The 14,345-nt window shown below is 37.0% G+C and carries 12 protein-coding genes; 4 read left to right on the top strand and 8 right to left on the bottom strand.

The genetic code is table 11. The features are described 5' to 3' along the window. Window positions 1-235 precede the first annotated feature (235 nt). Both OLM58_RS06875 and OLM58_RS06870 read left to right on the top strand, forming a co-directional pair. Complete coding sequence (locus tag OLM58_RS06875; RefSeq protein ID WP_264531712.1) at window positions 236-3,004, top strand: M4 family metallopeptidase; 2,769 nt, start codon at window positions 236-238, stop codon at window positions 3,002-3,004. Between the two features lie 133 nt (window positions 3,005-3,137). Then, complete coding sequence (locus tag OLM58_RS06870; RefSeq protein WP_264531711.1) at window positions 3,138-4,028, top strand: S-adenosyl-l-methionine hydroxide adenosyltransferase family protein; 891 nt, start codon at window positions 3,138-3,140, stop codon at window positions 4,026-4,028. A 110-nt stretch (window positions 4,029-4,138) separates the two neighbouring features. Here OLM58_RS06870 and OLM58_RS06865 read toward each other — a convergent pair whose 3' ends face one another. Then, window positions 4,139-4,669 carry a DUF6646 family protein gene (locus tag OLM58_RS06865; protein ID WP_264531710.1) on the bottom strand — a complete coding sequence of 177 codons (531 nt, stop codon included), beginning with the start codon at window positions 4,667-4,669 and terminating at the stop codon, window positions 4,139-4,141. 51 nt (window positions 4,670-4,720) lie between these two features. After that, window positions 4,721-5,455: a metallophosphoesterase family protein gene (locus OLM58_RS06860; RefSeq protein WP_264531709.1), complete on the bottom strand. Its 735-nt coding sequence runs from the start codon at window positions 5,453-5,455 to the stop codon at window positions 4,721-4,723. A 187-nt stretch (window positions 5,456-5,642) separates the two neighbouring features. On the opposite strand from OLM58_RS06860, the gene dinB reads away from it, so the two are divergent. Then, window positions 5,643-6,725: a DNA polymerase IV gene (gene dinB, locus OLM58_RS06855; RefSeq protein ID WP_264531708.1), complete on the top strand. Its 1,083-nt coding sequence runs from the start codon at window positions 5,643-5,645 to the stop codon at window positions 6,723-6,725. A 99-nt stretch (window positions 6,726-6,824) separates the two neighbouring features. After that, window positions 6,825-7,322: a PAS domain-containing protein gene (locus OLM58_RS06850; RefSeq protein WP_264531707.1), complete on the top strand. Its 498-nt coding sequence runs from the start codon at window positions 6,825-6,827 to the stop codon at window positions 7,320-7,322. A gap of 154 nt (window positions 7,323-7,476) precedes the next feature. Here OLM58_RS06850 and OLM58_RS06845 read toward each other — a convergent pair whose 3' ends face one another. The 6 genes from OLM58_RS06845 to OLM58_RS06820 all read right to left on the bottom strand — a co-directional run bounded on the left by OLM58_RS06845 (window position 7,477) and on the right by OLM58_RS06820 (window position 14,238). Then, on the bottom strand, window positions 7,477-9,081 hold the full coding sequence (locus tag OLM58_RS06845; RefSeq protein ID WP_264531706.1) for a fumarate hydratase: 1,605 nt from the start codon (window positions 9,079-9,081) through the stop codon (window positions 7,477-7,479). A gap of 71 nt (window positions 9,082-9,152) precedes the next feature. After that, window positions 9,153-9,884 (bottom strand): hypothetical protein, encoded by a 732-nt coding sequence (locus tag OLM58_RS06840; RefSeq protein WP_264531705.1) that lies wholly within the window; start codon window positions 9,882-9,884, stop codon window positions 9,153-9,155. A 452-nt stretch (window positions 9,885-10,336) separates the two neighbouring features. Beyond that, complete coding sequence (gene tnpA / locus OLM58_RS06835; RefSeq protein ID WP_264531704.1) at window positions 10,337-10,798, bottom strand: IS200/IS605 family transposase; 462 nt, start codon at window positions 10,796-10,798, stop codon at window positions 10,337-10,339. A 91-nt stretch (window positions 10,799-10,889) separates the two neighbouring features. Next, window positions 10,890-12,329: a nucleoside recognition domain-containing protein gene (locus OLM58_RS06830; protein WP_264531703.1), complete on the bottom strand. Its 1,440-nt coding sequence runs from the start codon at window positions 12,327-12,329 to the stop codon at window positions 10,890-10,892. 110 nt (window positions 12,330-12,439) lie between these two features. Further along, window positions 12,440-13,510: a winged helix DNA-binding domain-containing protein gene (locus tag OLM58_RS06825; RefSeq protein WP_264531702.1), complete on the bottom strand. Its 1,071-nt coding sequence runs from the start codon at window positions 13,508-13,510 to the stop codon at window positions 12,440-12,442. 14 nt (window positions 13,511-13,524) lie between these two features. After that, entirely contained in the window at window positions 13,525-14,238 is a 714-nt protein-coding gene (locus OLM58_RS06820; RefSeq protein ID WP_017495872.1) for a 3'-5' exonuclease, read from the bottom strand. Between the last annotated feature and the right edge of the window lie 107 nt (window positions 14,239-14,345).

Below are 14,345 nucleotides of genomic sequence, written 5' to 3'. Positions count from 1 at the left end.
TTAATGCATTAATTATCAGTAGAATAATTATTTTTTGGGCCTGTTTTTTGTGAAATCATCACAGTTTGTTAAATAAAAGTAAATTTAAAGTAAAAAACGTTGTATTTAATCGATTAACGGCAAATTTCATCGATTATTTAACTAAAATGAAATACTTTTATTTTAAAATAGAGTATTTACTTACGTTTAATATTTTATTTGTAATCCATTTAACCAAACTAAATACCACGTTATTATGAACAGAAAATTACCAAAAACCATGGCATCAGCCGTTGTTATTCTTACATTTTCAGTATCAGGATTTGCCCAAAACACAGACAAACGGGTAAGTCAGAAAAATGTATCAGAAAATGGACAACCAAGCTTAATCACTTTTAGTGATAAATCTACTTACAGAGGAACAGATTACAACACTGTTTTTAAAGAACAATTGGGTTTGAAAGACAACCAGTCCTTTTCTAAAATTAAGATAGAATCTGACAGAGAAGGTTTTACTCATGAAAAATTTCAATTGTACGAACAAGGTATTAAAGTAGAATTTGCCAATTACACCCTACATTCCAAAGACGGAAAATTAGTTTCCATGAACGGAGAGTTTTATGCTCTTCAAAATGTAAAAACAACTGCAAAATTATCCAGTAAAGCGGCTTTCGACAGAGCGGTTGCTTATACAGGAGCAAAACAATATCTATGGGAAAACCCGCAAGATGCTGCAGCAATGAACTATGAGAAGCCAAAAGGCGAATTGGTTTTATTGCCGGCAATGGAAGAACAGGGTGAAACCAGAAAGTCAGATAAGGTGAGACTGGCTTATAAATTTGATATTTATGCCACCAATCCGGTAAGCCGCGGAGATCTTTATATCGACGCAGAAACAGGAAAAGTCCTGTATTATAACGCTACCATAAAACATCTTGGTGAATACAGCCACGGAAATAAAGTAAAAACCGCCAAAGCAATACATCAAAAAGAAGACGCAAATACCAAAAAAGCTTTTGTTGCAGCCAATGCTGCGACACGTTACAGCGGAACGCAGGTGATACAAACCACCTTAAGCGGAGCGTCCTATATACTTGCTGATGCGACAAGAGGTTTAGGAATCAATACTTACAATATGAAAAAGGGAACCAGTTATACCGCTGCCGTAAATTTTACGGATGCTGATAATAACTGGACCGCTGCTGAGTATAACAATACGAACAAAGACAATGGAGCTTTGGATGCGCATTGGGGAGCTGAAAAAACATACGATTACTGGTCAACAGTACATGGAAGAAACAGTTACGACAATGCAGGTGCTATCATAAAAAGCTATGTGCATTACAGCAATGCCTACGATAATGCTTACTGGAATGGTAGTGTAATGACTTATGGTGACGGAAGCGGAACTTATTTTGACATTCTAACAGCAATTGATGTTGCCGGACACGAAATAGGACATGCTGTTTGTACTTATACAGCGAACCTGGCGTATCAAAAAGAATCTGGGGCAATGAACGAGGCGTTCTCTGATATTTGGGGGGCTTGTATTGAAAATGCAGCAGCACCAACAAAATCGATCTGGTTAATTGGTGAAGATATCGAAAGAAGATCAGGACATCTTTCTTTGCGTTCGATGAGTGATCCAAATTCTGAAGGTCAGCCGGACACTTATGGCGGAACCTATTGGATCAATCCAAATTGTACACCAACAAGCAGTAATGATTATTGCGGTGTGCATACCAATTCCGGTGTATTGAACCACTGGTTTTACATTTTGTCTGTGGGTAAATCAGGTACAAATGATATCGGAAATGCCTATAACGTAACAGGGATTACAATTGATAAAGCGGCAAAAATTGCGTACCGTCTGGAAAGCGTGTATTTAACAGCAAATTCTACTTTTGCCAATGCAAGAACTTCAGGAATACAATCGGCTATTGATTTGTATGGTGCCGGTTCACCGGAAGTTATTGCTACCACCAATGCATTTTATGCCGTAGGTGTTGGAGCTGCGTATGTGGACTCAAATGATACAACTGCGCCAACTGCGCCAACAAATCTTGCTGCTTCCGGTACAACGGGGTCAACAACTAATTTGACATGGACCGCTTCAACAGATAATGTAGGGGTTACCGGATATGATATTTACCAGGGAACAACTTTAAAAGGTTCTTCTACTACAACAAGTTATACCGTAACAGGTTTAACAGCATTGACAGCGTATAGCTTTAGTGTAAAAGCCAAAGATGGAGCAGGAAATGTTTCAACAGCAAGTAATGTTGTAAATGTTACGACTACAGCTGCATCTTTAAACTACTGTAATTCTCAGGGGAACAGTACTGTAGACGAGAGAATTGGAAAAGTGGTATTCGGTACCATCAACAACACTTCAACAGGAACAACCGGTTATGAAAACTATACCGCTATTTCTACAAATGCTGCCAGAGGAACAGCTTATACAATAACAATTACTCCGGTTTGGACTTCTACTATTTACAGTGAAGGATATGCTGTTTTTATTGATTACAACCAAGATGGGGATTTTACTGATGCAGGTGAAACAGTTTGGACGAAAGCAACTTCTACAGCGTCTACAGCTACAGGAACCATTACAATTCCGGCTACAGCAACACTGGGTACAACAAGACTTAGAGTTTCTATGAAATACAACGGAATACCAACTTCTTGTGAGTCATTTTCTTATGGACAAGTAGAAGATTATTCGATCAATATCACAGCTTCAGGAGCTATTGTAAATCAGGAAATTGCAGCAGGATTAGTTGAAACTAATGAAACAGCAAGATTTGCATTGTATCCAAATCCGGTTGTTGATGAATTAAATATTTCATTGGCAGATAATACAGGATATACTTTCAGAATTACAAATACATTAGGTCAGCAAGTGAGTTCAGGAGAGCTTTCAGGAAATCCTATTGATGTGAGAACTTTAAAAACAGGACTTTATGTTATCGAGTTGAATAATGGTACTAAAAGAATCGTTAAGAAATTCGCCAAAAAATAAAAATGTTAGTTTAAAAAACGAAAAGCCTCGCAATTTGCGGGGTTTTTTTATGGAGTTCCCCAATGTAATTTTTGTATGTCACGGTTAGACCGCTTTTTGTAAGTTTGTTTGTTCAGTAATCCTAAAAAAGATCATGATGAAATTGTACGTATTGCTTTTTTTGTATGCCATTAGTTTTAGTAGTTTTTCTCAGAACAACGTGCTGGTTTTTCAATCTGATTTTGGGTTGAAAGATGGAGCGGTATCAGCAATGAAAGGAGTTGCAATGGGAGTTTCAACAGACTTGAAAATATTTGATCTGACCCACGAAATTCCGGCATTTAATATTTGGGAGGCTGCTTACCGCTTGTCACAAACCGCACAGTATTACCCCGCAGGAACTGTATTTGTATCTGTTTGTGATCCGGGAGTGGGAACCGCAAGACATTCTGTGGTTTTACGCACCAAATCAGAACATTATTTTGTAACTCCCGATAATGGAACTTTGACTTTAATTGCAGAACAATTAGGAATCCAGGAAATTCGTGAAATTGATGAAGTAAAAAACCGTCGACAAAATTCAAATGAATCGTATACCTTCCATGGACGTGATGTATATGCTTTTACCGGAGCACGATTAGCCTCAAAAACGATTGCATTTGAAGAAGTAGGTCCTAAGCTGCCTAATGAAGTGGTGAAAATTGATTATCAGAAACCGGTTTTAGAAAATGGAGTTATTAAAGGAGGTATTCCGGTTTTGGATATTCAGTATGGCAATGTATGGACAAATATCGATAAAAAGACCGCCGAAAATTTAGGCTTGAAAGCAGGAGATGCGGTGAGGGTTAAGGTTTTTAATGGTGCTAAAAAAGTGTACGAAGGAAAACTGAAATTAGTAAATACATTTGGTGAAGCAGCAATTGGTACAGATGTTTGTTACTTCAACAGTCTTTTAAATTTCTCGCTCGCAGTCAATCAGGGGAATTTTTCAGAAAAGTATAAAGTGTATAGCGGAGCCCATTGGAGTATTTTGCTAAGCAGATAAAATAAAAAACCGCCTAACTAGGCGGTTTTTTATTTTATAAATTTTGCTGTCGGACAATTTCAGAAGAAAATCTTCTTTAAATAAATCTTTTATTTTCTTATCCGTTGCGCTTATTGTAAATTGAATGAGGCTCCTAAACTGAAAGTTGTCTGATTGTTTAAATGACCAAATACATCGTTGTTGTTTCCATATTTTGCAATTGGAAATCCAATCTCTGTGAAAACACCAAATCCGTCCGTAAAGAAATAACGTCCGCCAACATGACCTCCAAAGTTGCGCAATCCTAAACTTAAACCAGGGTAAACATCCAATTGTTTAACCCCAATAACACTGCTTAGGTTAGCATTAATTCTTGCTTTGGCATCAAAACGATCACTAAAGTCAGGTTTTAAATCCGTGTATGGCGTTGGATTGTTATGATAGAAACCATTAAAGTTGTCTACTCCTAATAAATAATTGGCGACAAATCCAAAAGAGAAATTTTCTCCAAGGCCAAAATCTACCGAACCCTGAATTCCGGAACCACCATCTTGTATGTTAGCACCAACATTCACTCTAATATCTCCTTTTCCTTTAAAAGCCTCTTGTGCTTGTGTGAATCCAAATGACACTAAAAACAAAAGTGTAATTACCTTTTTCATAAATATAAATTTTAATTATTTTTTAAAGTGCAAAAATAACCTTTTTAGGAGTTAATTCCTGCCTTTTTCAGAAGAATACAATTCATTTAACGGTTCGCTCTGCCAGAATTCTTTAGTGTCAACATCTAGAATAGTCAGCGGGCCTTTAAAAGCAGCGCCGGTATCGACGTTCCATATGTTTGCTTTTTGTACAGGTGTTGTTTCGCCAATTCGGGTCACGGGAGTATGTCCGATATAGATTTCTTTATACAGCGTAAAACGCTTAGGATAAAGTGCATCACCGATTTTTAAATTAGGATCTAGCGAAAGAGCCGTCTCCCAAAGCGTCCTGTCCCAATAGAATAATTTTGGAAAATATTCGTATTTGATGCCATTCAGATTGGTAAAACCTGCGTGAACAAATAATCGGTTTTGATCGTCAAGGTAATAATCTTCCAATGATTCGAGGAAAGCGATATGTGTCTGTTTTTCTTCCGCACTCAGTTTTTCGTAAGCCAGAACAGTTGCTTCGCCACCATGTTTGAACCATAAAGTTTCATCAACTTCTTCGGTTTTGCTTTTAAACCAGGACAAAAGTAGTTCATCGTGATTTCCTCTGATGCAAATACAGTTCTGTTTGCTCTTTAAGTTTATTAAATATTCAATTACTTGTGGAGATTGGCTCCATCCGTCAACATAATCGCCTAAAAAAATAAGAGTATCTTGTGTGGTAACTTTGGCTTTTTTCATCACTTGTTCAAGCGCGAGTAATCCGCCGTGTATGTCGCCTATAACAAATGTTCGCATTTTAATTCTTTAATGTAGAAATACAAAAATAACGAAAAGGATTCGTTTGAGACTATTAACTTCAGAATCTTTACAAAGGGTGTGGCTTGAATCGTTACAGGGAGGATTATCATTTGGGGTGACTGGAGAGGTTATTTTTATGATTATTTTCGATACTTTTTGTGCCTTTCCTCTTTAAATTTGTAGTATGTCCGAAACCCCAACATATCGAAAAATCATTCATATTGATATGGATGCTTTTTATGCTTCGGTAGAGCAGATGGATAATCCCGCTTTGCGCGGAAAACCTGTTGCTGTTGGTGGATCAGAGAATAGAGGCGTAGTCTCGGCTGCAAGTTACGAAGCACGAAAATTTGGTGTACGAAGTGCCATAAGTGGTGTTCTGGCCAAAAAATATTGTCCGGAAATTATTTTCGTTCGTCCGCGATTTGACCGTTACAAAGAGATCTCGAATAAAATTCATAAAATATTTCATGACTATACAGATCTGGTTGAGCCTCTTTCGCTGGACGAAGCTTATCTTGATGTGACACAAAACAAGAAAGGCAACCCAAGCGCAAGTTTGCTTGCACAGGAAATCAGACTCCGAATTCTAAATGAAGTGGGACTCACGGCTTCTGCGGGGATTTCGATTAATAAGTTTGTAGCGAAAATTGCATCGGATGTTAACAAACCAAATGGACAGAAAACCGTTAATCCGGATGAGGTTTTAAGTTTTTTGGAAGAACTGCCCATTCGGAAGTTTTACGGTGTTGGAAAAGTGACCACCGAAAAAATGTACCAATTGGGAATCTTTACAGGAGCAGATCTTAAGAGCAAAGACGTAGCGTTTTTGGAGAAACATTTCGGAAAATCGGGGGCTTTTTATTACAATGTTGTTCGCGGAATTCATAATAGTGAAGTAAAAGCATCTCGTGTAACGAAATCAGTTGCGGCAGAGCACACCTTCGATGTCAACTTATCCTCTGAAATTTTTATGCTCGAACAGCTTGAAAAGATTGCAGCATCTTTAGAAAAACGATTAAAAAAGTATAACATCTCAGGTAAGACCGTGACACTTAAAATCAAATACAGCGATTTTACGCAACAAACGCGTAGTAAGACATTGCCATACTTTATTTCCGATAAAAGTTTGATTTTAGAGACCGTAGAGGAGCTTCTGTATCAGGAACGAATGAAAGATTCAGTTCGATTGCTTGGCATTTCGCTAAACAATCTAAATACAGAAGAAAAAAAGGCAGTAGTAGTCCAGCTTAAATTTTCCTTCTAATTGCATTAAGGAATAATTAAATTGTATAATTTATCCTTTTGTGATGAATTTTCTCTCTATCTTTGAGTAAAAGAGTCCATTAACATTGAATCATTCGCAATGAAAACGAATAAATTTGAAGAAGTTTCTCATCGTAATTCAGTCCCTATTATGGCTTGGGATTTTCATTGTGAGCATTTAAAAGAATTAAAAGCAATTCTTACTGATGTAAAGAAAGTGAATAAAATTTCGAGTCAGTTTATCTGGGACGCCAAAAATCTGGAAATTGAAGAACGAATAAAAAATGAAGTTGTCCTGGTTACCGATTTGGATTTGAAGATCGTTTTTGCTTCAAATGGAATCAGAAAAATGACAGGTTATAAGGAAGAAGAAGTTTTGGGTAAAACTCCGAAAATGTTTCAGGGACCGGCTACTTCAAAAGTTGTGCTTAAAGAAATAAAAGAAGCCATTCAGCAACGAATTCCTTTTGAAAAAACAATTGAAAACTACAGAAAAGATGGCAGAACCTATAAATGTAAAATCAATGCACGTCCTGTTTTTAATTTAAAAGGACAGTTGTCTCATTTTATTGCTTTCGAAAGGGAAGAATTGGGTTAAGGCTCTAAGATTCTAAGGTACTGAGATACTGAGATACTGAGACGCAAAGGTTCAGAGAATAATACTTAGTAAACAATAAAACCGCCCTAAGGCGGTTTTATTGTTTTAAAAACTTAGAATCTTAGTACCTTAGAATCTAAGAACCTTGATTAGTCTACAGATTTTCAAAAAAATCATTTCCTTTATCATCCGTAATAATAAAAGCCGGGAAATCTTTAACGGTAATTTTACGAACCGCTTCCATTCCTAATTCTTCGAAATCTACGACTTCAACCTTTAGGATGTTGTCTTGTGCTAAAATAGCGGCAGGACCTCCAATAGAACCTAAATAGAATCCGCCATATTTTTTACAGGCATCTGTTACCTGTTTGGTACGGTTTCCTTTGGCCAGCATGACCATACTGCCTCCATGTTTTTGAAACTCATCTACATAAACGTCCATACGTCCCGCAGTTGTCGGTCCAAAACTTCCTGAAGCCATTCCTTCCGGTGTTTTTGCAGGCCCGGCATAATAAACAGGGTGATTTTTAAAGTATTCCGGCATCGGTTTACCGGCTTCCAATAATTCCATGATTTTGGCATGTGCTATATCACGGGCTACAATTACAGTTCCGTTAAGTTTTAAACGGGTTTTAATTGGATATTGTGATAATTTGGCCAGAATATCGGCCATCGGCTGATCTAAATCAATTTCAACAGGCGCCTCTAAGTGCGGAGCTGTTTCTGGTAAAAATTGCTTTGGATTTACTTCCAATTGCTCCACGAAGATTCCGTCTTTGGTAATCTTCCCTTTAATATTTCTGTCAGCTGAACAAGAAACTCCCAATCCAACCGGACAAGAAGCTGCGTGACGAGGCAAACGAATTACACGAACGTCATGCGTGAAATATTTTCCACCAAACTGAGCACCAATCTCACTCTCCTGACAGATTTTCTGAACACGCTCTTCCCATTCTAAATCACGAAATGCCTGACCGGCCATATTTCCTGAAGTTGGAAGGTTGTCATAATAACCCGCAGATGCTTTTTTTACAGCACTTAGATTCGCTTCCGCAGAAGTTCCTCCAATTACTAAAGCCAGGTGATACGGAGGACAAGCCGATGTTCCCAAATCTTTGATTTTCGTACGGATGAAAGCATCCATAGATTTATCATTTAATAAAGATTTTGTTTGTTGGTACAAGTAGGTTTTATTAGCAGATCCACCACCTTTTGCCATGAATAAAAACTCGTATGAAGTTCCTTTTTTGGCATAGATATCAATTTGTGCCGGAAGATTTGATCCTGAATTTTTCTCTTCAAACATCGAAATCGGAACAATTTGAGAATAACGAAGGTTGCGCTTTTGATACGTATTGAAAATTCCTCTGCTTAACCATTCAGCATCATCAACACCTGTAAAAATGCTTTCTCCTTTTTTTGCCATTACAATAGCCGTTCCGGTATCCTGACAGCTAGGCAATTGACCTTCGGCAGCAACGGATGCATTTTGTAATAAGTTATAAGCTACAAAACGATCGTTATCTGTAGCTTCAGGATCGTCAAGAATGTTTCTTAATTTTTGTAAATGGGTCGTTCGTAACATGAACGAAACATCTGTAAGGGCTTCTTCCGCCAATAATTCTAATCCTTTTGGGTCAACGGTCAAAACTTCACGTTGTCCAAATTGCTCTACTTTTACAAAATCAGAGGTGATTTTGCGGTATTGCGTATCATCCTTCAAAATAGGATAAGGGTCCTGGTATATAAAATCAATCATTGTTTTGTTTTTTACAAAGTTAGAAATTATTTACCTAAGAAAGAATTTGAATAAGGTCCGTTTTCTATCCTTTATTTTTGACTGTGGAAAGCATCAAAACTCATTTTTTTCTCAAAATAGGTTTGGTCTTCCTTGGTAAGCAGCTGCTTTTTCCACTGATTTCCAATCAAGCGAAAAACCATTGAATCGGAGTATTTAACAGTTCCCATATTTTCGTCATTGTCATCGGGTTCAAAGAAAACAGTTTTGCAGTAAAAGGAATCCGGATTGACTTTTGCAGAAGGATTTACGAATTCAACCCATCCGCCCCAGCCACTATCGGACATGCTTGACCATTCATGAACCAATTGTACGGTTTTATTTTTCAGATAGTATAAATAGTTGTTCTGACTATAACCGCAAGCAGGATATCCGAAACGAATATGAATAAACGGAGAGTTTTTAGTTGTGGCTGAAGTCAGTCCAAGAGAAGCTCCCCATTCTGAACCTTTTTCGATTCCTTTAATCGAGATTTTTGAAGAAACAGTTTTGGTTTTATTTTGATAAAAATCAAGTTGGTAATTTCCGGTTACGATACTGTCTTTATCTGTTTTTTGGCTGATAAGATGTGCAAGAATATAGCTGTTTGCTGAGATTTTTTCCTCATCACTAAAAGTTATTGTATCCGTTTTCAAGAATTTTTCTTTAGCGGGAATTGTGTTTTCAACTTTGTTTTGAGGATTGACACCTACTATCTGCGATTCGGATTTTGGCTTTTGACAGGCGATTACGAGAGAGAGAAGGAAAAGGTATTGTGGTTTCATGGTTTGTTATTTTTTGGCTTTGATTAAATGATTCTTATTTTAATATGGTTTTTTTATTGATCAACGGATTGAAATCCGTTGCTATAAATATTTCATTCCTGCGGAATTTGTAATCTTTGAGAAAGAGCCTTCGGCTCGACCAATTTTGCAGGGCCGGATTTTAATCCGGTTTAAAAAATATGCGACAACGAGGTTTAAAGATCCATCGGATTGGTTTATATTTCTAGGTTTTGTAAAAGATCGCATTGTAATATGTTTCGTTCCTACGGAACTTTTTAAATTACGGTCGTTTTATCGATCAACGGATTGAAATCCGTTGCTACAAAAGAGGTCATTCCTACGGAATTTGTAATCTTTGAGAAAGAGCCTTCGGCTCGACCAATATTGTAGGGCCGGATTTTAATCCGGTTTAAACATATGGGAAAACAAATTTAAAGATCCATCGGATCGGTTCATATAAGATTATTAAATAGATATTTTTCATCGTAAGAAACCTGAAATCTCTCTAAAAATGTAAAATACTCTTCTTTGAAAGATTGCTTTTTGTGGTGTTCTTCCTGATTTTGAATGTATTTATACACCGCATCAACATGTGATTGGCTGTATGAGAAAACACCGTAACCTTCCTGCCATTCGAATCTGGATTTTGTCAGCTTATGGTCATTGATATATTTCGATGATTTTGCTTTTATGGTTTTCATTAGTTCAGAAATAGAAACATTTGGTTTTAAACCCAGAAAGCAATGAACGTGATTTTCGGTACCATTTACAATTATGGTTTTGCATCCCGTTTCGTTTATCAGAAGACCAAGAATGCTTAATAATTTTGATTTCCATTCGCTATTAATAAGTGCTTCTCTGTATTTGACAGCAAAAACGGCCTGTATATAAACTTGATGATAGGTGTTTGCCATTTCGCGTATTTTGTATTATAGAAGTAATAATACAAAATATTTGTATTCGTTATTAATAAAAAATAAGAAAAATACTATTTTTTATTGAGTCTTAAAAAAACCAGCTTGCCACAAAAATCGCAGCGATTACGCATATGAAGTCAACCAGTAACATGGTGGTAAGCGCATATCGGGTGTTTTTGATATTTACCGATCCAAAGTAAACCGCGATTACATAAAAAGTAGTTTCGGCACTACATTGGAAAATACTGCTCAAACGTCCGGTAAGGGAATCTGCTCCGAAAGTACTCATCGAATCGAGTAAGAATCCTCTGGAACCTCCTGAGCTAAATGGTCTAAGTAATGCAACCGGTAACGCATTTATGATTTCGGAACTTACGCCGATACTGCTAAAGATAAATCCGATTCCATTGCTGATAATTTCAAACAATCCGCTATTTCTAAAAAGAGAGATGGCAACCAGCATTCCTAAAACATAAGGAAATATTTTAACTCCGGTTTTTAAACCATTGTTAGCACCTTCTACAAAAGTATCGAACATTGTAGTGTCTTGTGCTACAAATTTCTTCTCATGAATGAAGGAGAAAATGAGTGTAATTCCAATGATTCCAACCAACATCAATCCTGAAAGATTAGAAGTAAAGTAGTTTTTTCCAATTAAATCTAAATGATTGACATAGAATAATAATCCTATGATCGCAGCAATAATAGCCATTAAAGCAAGTACCAATGAAGCACTTTTGAAATTTATTTTTTGTCTGATTCCCACAATCAGGAATGCTGCGACAGTTCCAATTAGCGAAGTGATGATACACGGAAGCATAACATCCGCGGGATTGGCGGCATTTGCTGCGGCGCGATATCCAATAATTGAAGTTGGAATTAAAGTCAGACCCGATGCATGCAGACACATAAACATAATTTGAGCATCACTTGCCTTGTCTTTTTCGACATTTAATTCCTGTAAGCTCTCCATTGCTTTTAGTCCAAATGGCGTGGCAGCAGAATCTAAACCAAGGAAGTTTGCGGCAAAATTTAAGGTCATATACGATATCGACGGGTGATTTTTAGGAACCGTAGGGAACACTTTGGTAAACATCGGACTTAGAAATCTGGCTAGTTTTTCGGAAGCTCCGGAAACGATTAAAAGTTCCATCAATCCGCAGAAAAAGGCTAAGTAGGCAATTAATGGAATGATAATGTCGATCAAAGTACTTTTACAGGTAGGCAGTAAACCGTCTGATTTTTGTACTCCGCTGTAAATTTTTACCGTTTTGTTTTTGTAAACATAAGTAGTATCAGGATTTGTTAAGTCCCTGTTTACAATCATGGTTTTATCTTCCTTTAAGTCGATACTGTCTCTCACAAAAGCAGGAATCTGCTCCAGATATTTTTCAGATACCAGAATTGGGTCATCTTTTTGTCCGTTCAGAATAAAATCAAGCGTGTAACTGTTGCCGGTAAACAAACTTACTACCACAAATAAAATTGAAGACACAAAAATAGCCAACCAAAATCTGCTCAATACCATAATTATATTTTTTTGTAAATGTAATTATTTAACCCTAAAACGCGCAAGGATTTTAAACAGGAAACAGGAAGTATTTCATTGAAAGCAATTCGGTTTTGTGAAAATTCAAATTATTCGATTTGAATTTTGGTTCCTAAATAGTTTTCGAAAGACTTAATACCTTCAAAAAGAATTGCCTTTTTATGATTTTCTGTCTCGTTAAAAAAATGGGTTTCTATTTTGGCATGATCTTTTTTGATGGTGCGTTTCCAGGTTCCGATGACTTTGCTGTTTTCCAGAATTATGGGCTTGAAAATGCCATTGTTGGTAAAAGCCTTTGGTTGATGTTCTGCTAAAATGGATGCTTCTCGGGATTTATACGAAATTAAGATTTCATCAAAAGCTGGAAGAAAATGAATGCTTTCGCGGAAGTCATCTTCGGTAGAAATATCATTTTTGAACCAATATTTCTGATTCTCAATGGTAATAGAGTTTAATTGCAATTCGATTGCATTAATGATGTTTTTACAGCTGGTAGGGGAGAAACCTGACCACCAGGAAAAGTCAAGGAGAGTAGCAGGGCCATGGCTTTCAAAGTAGCGAAGGGCTAATTTTGTCAAACCTTCCTCTTGGGTTAGTCTGCCTTGTGGTTTCGGAACCCTTTCTTCAAGTAAAGCATACGTCATTTGTTTTCCCTTCATTTTTCCGTTACAAACTAAACCATCGAGCTCGGCATACATCATAATGGGACCGCTTAAATGATCAGGACTAGGAGTTTTAGTAATGCTAAGTTCCTGCATGATTTCTTCACGGGTGAGATGATTGTTTCCTGCGAGTATTTTTTGAATAGCGGCATTAGTCTGATCTAATTTCTTTGCATCATAACCGTATTTTTTTACATAAGAAGTTACAATGCGTTTGACTTGCGGCCCGGAAAGATCCAACATCCAGTAAATATCATCGGCAGAAACAAAATGCCAGGTAGGTCGTAAAATATGAGTTCGGATAATTTGTGCCGAATTGATAGCTTCTTCAATCACTTTTTCCGAAGCATCGCAGCGGGAGCCGACTGCCCATTTTGCCATTGCATAGTCCTGAGCCTGCATTGCACCTAAATGTTGCACAATTTCTTGTGGTGTATTGTCAGTCGTTTTATGAAGTTTTTGGGAGATGAGCCTGAGCTGTGCTATTTTTGAATCCATTGTTTAAAGCGGTATTACACATGAATGATTTCATCGTCAATTAATAAATCCTCACGACGCAGGCGAAGAAAAATCTGAGCTACAGCTATGGTGTCTTTCTCACAATAGGTTACAATTCGGTCAATGTCTTTTTCGACATAAAAAACATGTGCGACCTGACTGCCATCGATATCGCCTTTTGGAGAGGGAACTCCCAGAATTTTGGTCAATAGTTTTAAAGAGGTAAAGTGTTTGTAATCGCCAAACTTCCATAATTCTAAAGTGTCTAAATGAGCTATTTCCCAGGGTTTTTTGCCAAATAAATTAAGCTTTTCCGGAATCGCGATCTGATTGATGATCATACGTCGGGCAATAAACGGAATGTCAAATTCTTTGGCATTGTGTCCGCAGAGCAGGTGCTGTGGTTTATTAAAATGATTGTTGAGGAGGTTGTTGAAGTCGCGCAGGATTTTCTTTTCATCTCCAAAAAAAGAGGTTACCCTAAAATTTCTAACATCACCTTTGATGGTAAAATAGCCAACCGAAATACACACAATCTTACCGAATTCTGCCCAGATTCCGGCACGTTCATAAAATTCTTCGGGAGTAAAATCGTCTTTACGCTGGTATTGTGTCTTCTGATCCCAAAGAGACTGCATTTCTTCGTCAAGCGAATTGAAATTTTCCTCTTCCGGTACCGTTTCAATATCAAGGAAAAGAATGTTGTTAAGGTTAATTTTTTCAATCATTATGGAGACGTCTTATATTTTTAGGCATTTAGATTTATAAAAGTACGCAAATGATTTTAAAAATAAGAAATAGCTTATGTTTTTAAGATTTCGATACTTTTTTGCCT

This window comes from Flavobacterium sp. N502540, from assembly GCF_025947365.1.
In the GTDB taxonomy this organism is placed as follows: Bacteria; Bacteroidota; Bacteroidia; order Flavobacteriales; family Flavobacteriaceae; genus Flavobacterium.
This window is presented reverse-complemented; position numbering and strand designations above follow the sequence as displayed.

Excerpts from the sequence above, each read along its gene's own strand:
- OLM58_RS06875 (WP_264531712.1), top strand. The coding sequence starts at position 236 with ATGAACAGAAAATTACCAAAAACCATGGCATCAGCCGTTGTTATTCTT.
- OLM58_RS06870 (WP_264531711.1), top strand. The coding sequence starts at position 3,138 with ATGATGAAATTGTACGTATTGCTTTTTTTGTATGCCATTAGTTTTAGT.
- OLM58_RS06865 (WP_264531710.1), bottom strand. The coding sequence starts at position 4,669 with ATGAAAAAGGTAATTACACTTTTGTTTTTAGTGTCATTTGGATTCACA.
- OLM58_RS06860 (WP_264531709.1), bottom strand. The coding sequence starts at position 5,455 with ATGCGAACATTTGTTATAGGCGACATACACGGCGGATTACTCGCGCTT.
- dinB (WP_264531708.1), top strand. The coding sequence starts at position 5,643 with ATGTCCGAAACCCCAACATATCGAAAAATCATTCATATTGATATGGAT.
- OLM58_RS06850 (WP_264531707.1), top strand. The coding sequence starts at position 6,825 with ATGAAAACGAATAAATTTGAAGAAGTTTCTCATCGTAATTCAGTCCCT.
- OLM58_RS06845 (WP_264531706.1), bottom strand. The coding sequence starts at position 9,081 with ATGATTGATTTTATATACCAGGACCCTTATCCTATTTTGAAGGATGAT.
- OLM58_RS06840 (WP_264531705.1), bottom strand. The coding sequence starts at position 9,884 with ATGAAACCACAATACCTTTTCCTTCTCTCTCTCGTAATCGCCTGTCAA.
- tnpA (WP_264531704.1), bottom strand. The coding sequence starts at position 10,798 with ATGGCAAACACCTATCATCAAGTTTATATACAGGCCGTTTTTGCTGTC.
- OLM58_RS06830 (WP_264531703.1), bottom strand. The coding sequence starts at position 12,329 with ATGGTATTGAGCAGATTTTGGTTGGCTATTTTTGTGTCTTCAATTTTA.
- OLM58_RS06825 (WP_264531702.1), bottom strand. The coding sequence starts at position 13,510 with ATGGATTCAAAAATAGCACAGCTCAGGCTCATCTCCCAAAAACTTCAT.
- OLM58_RS06820 (WP_017495872.1), bottom strand. The coding sequence starts at position 14,238 with ATGATTGAAAAAATTAACCTTAACAACATTCTTTTCCTTGATATTGAA.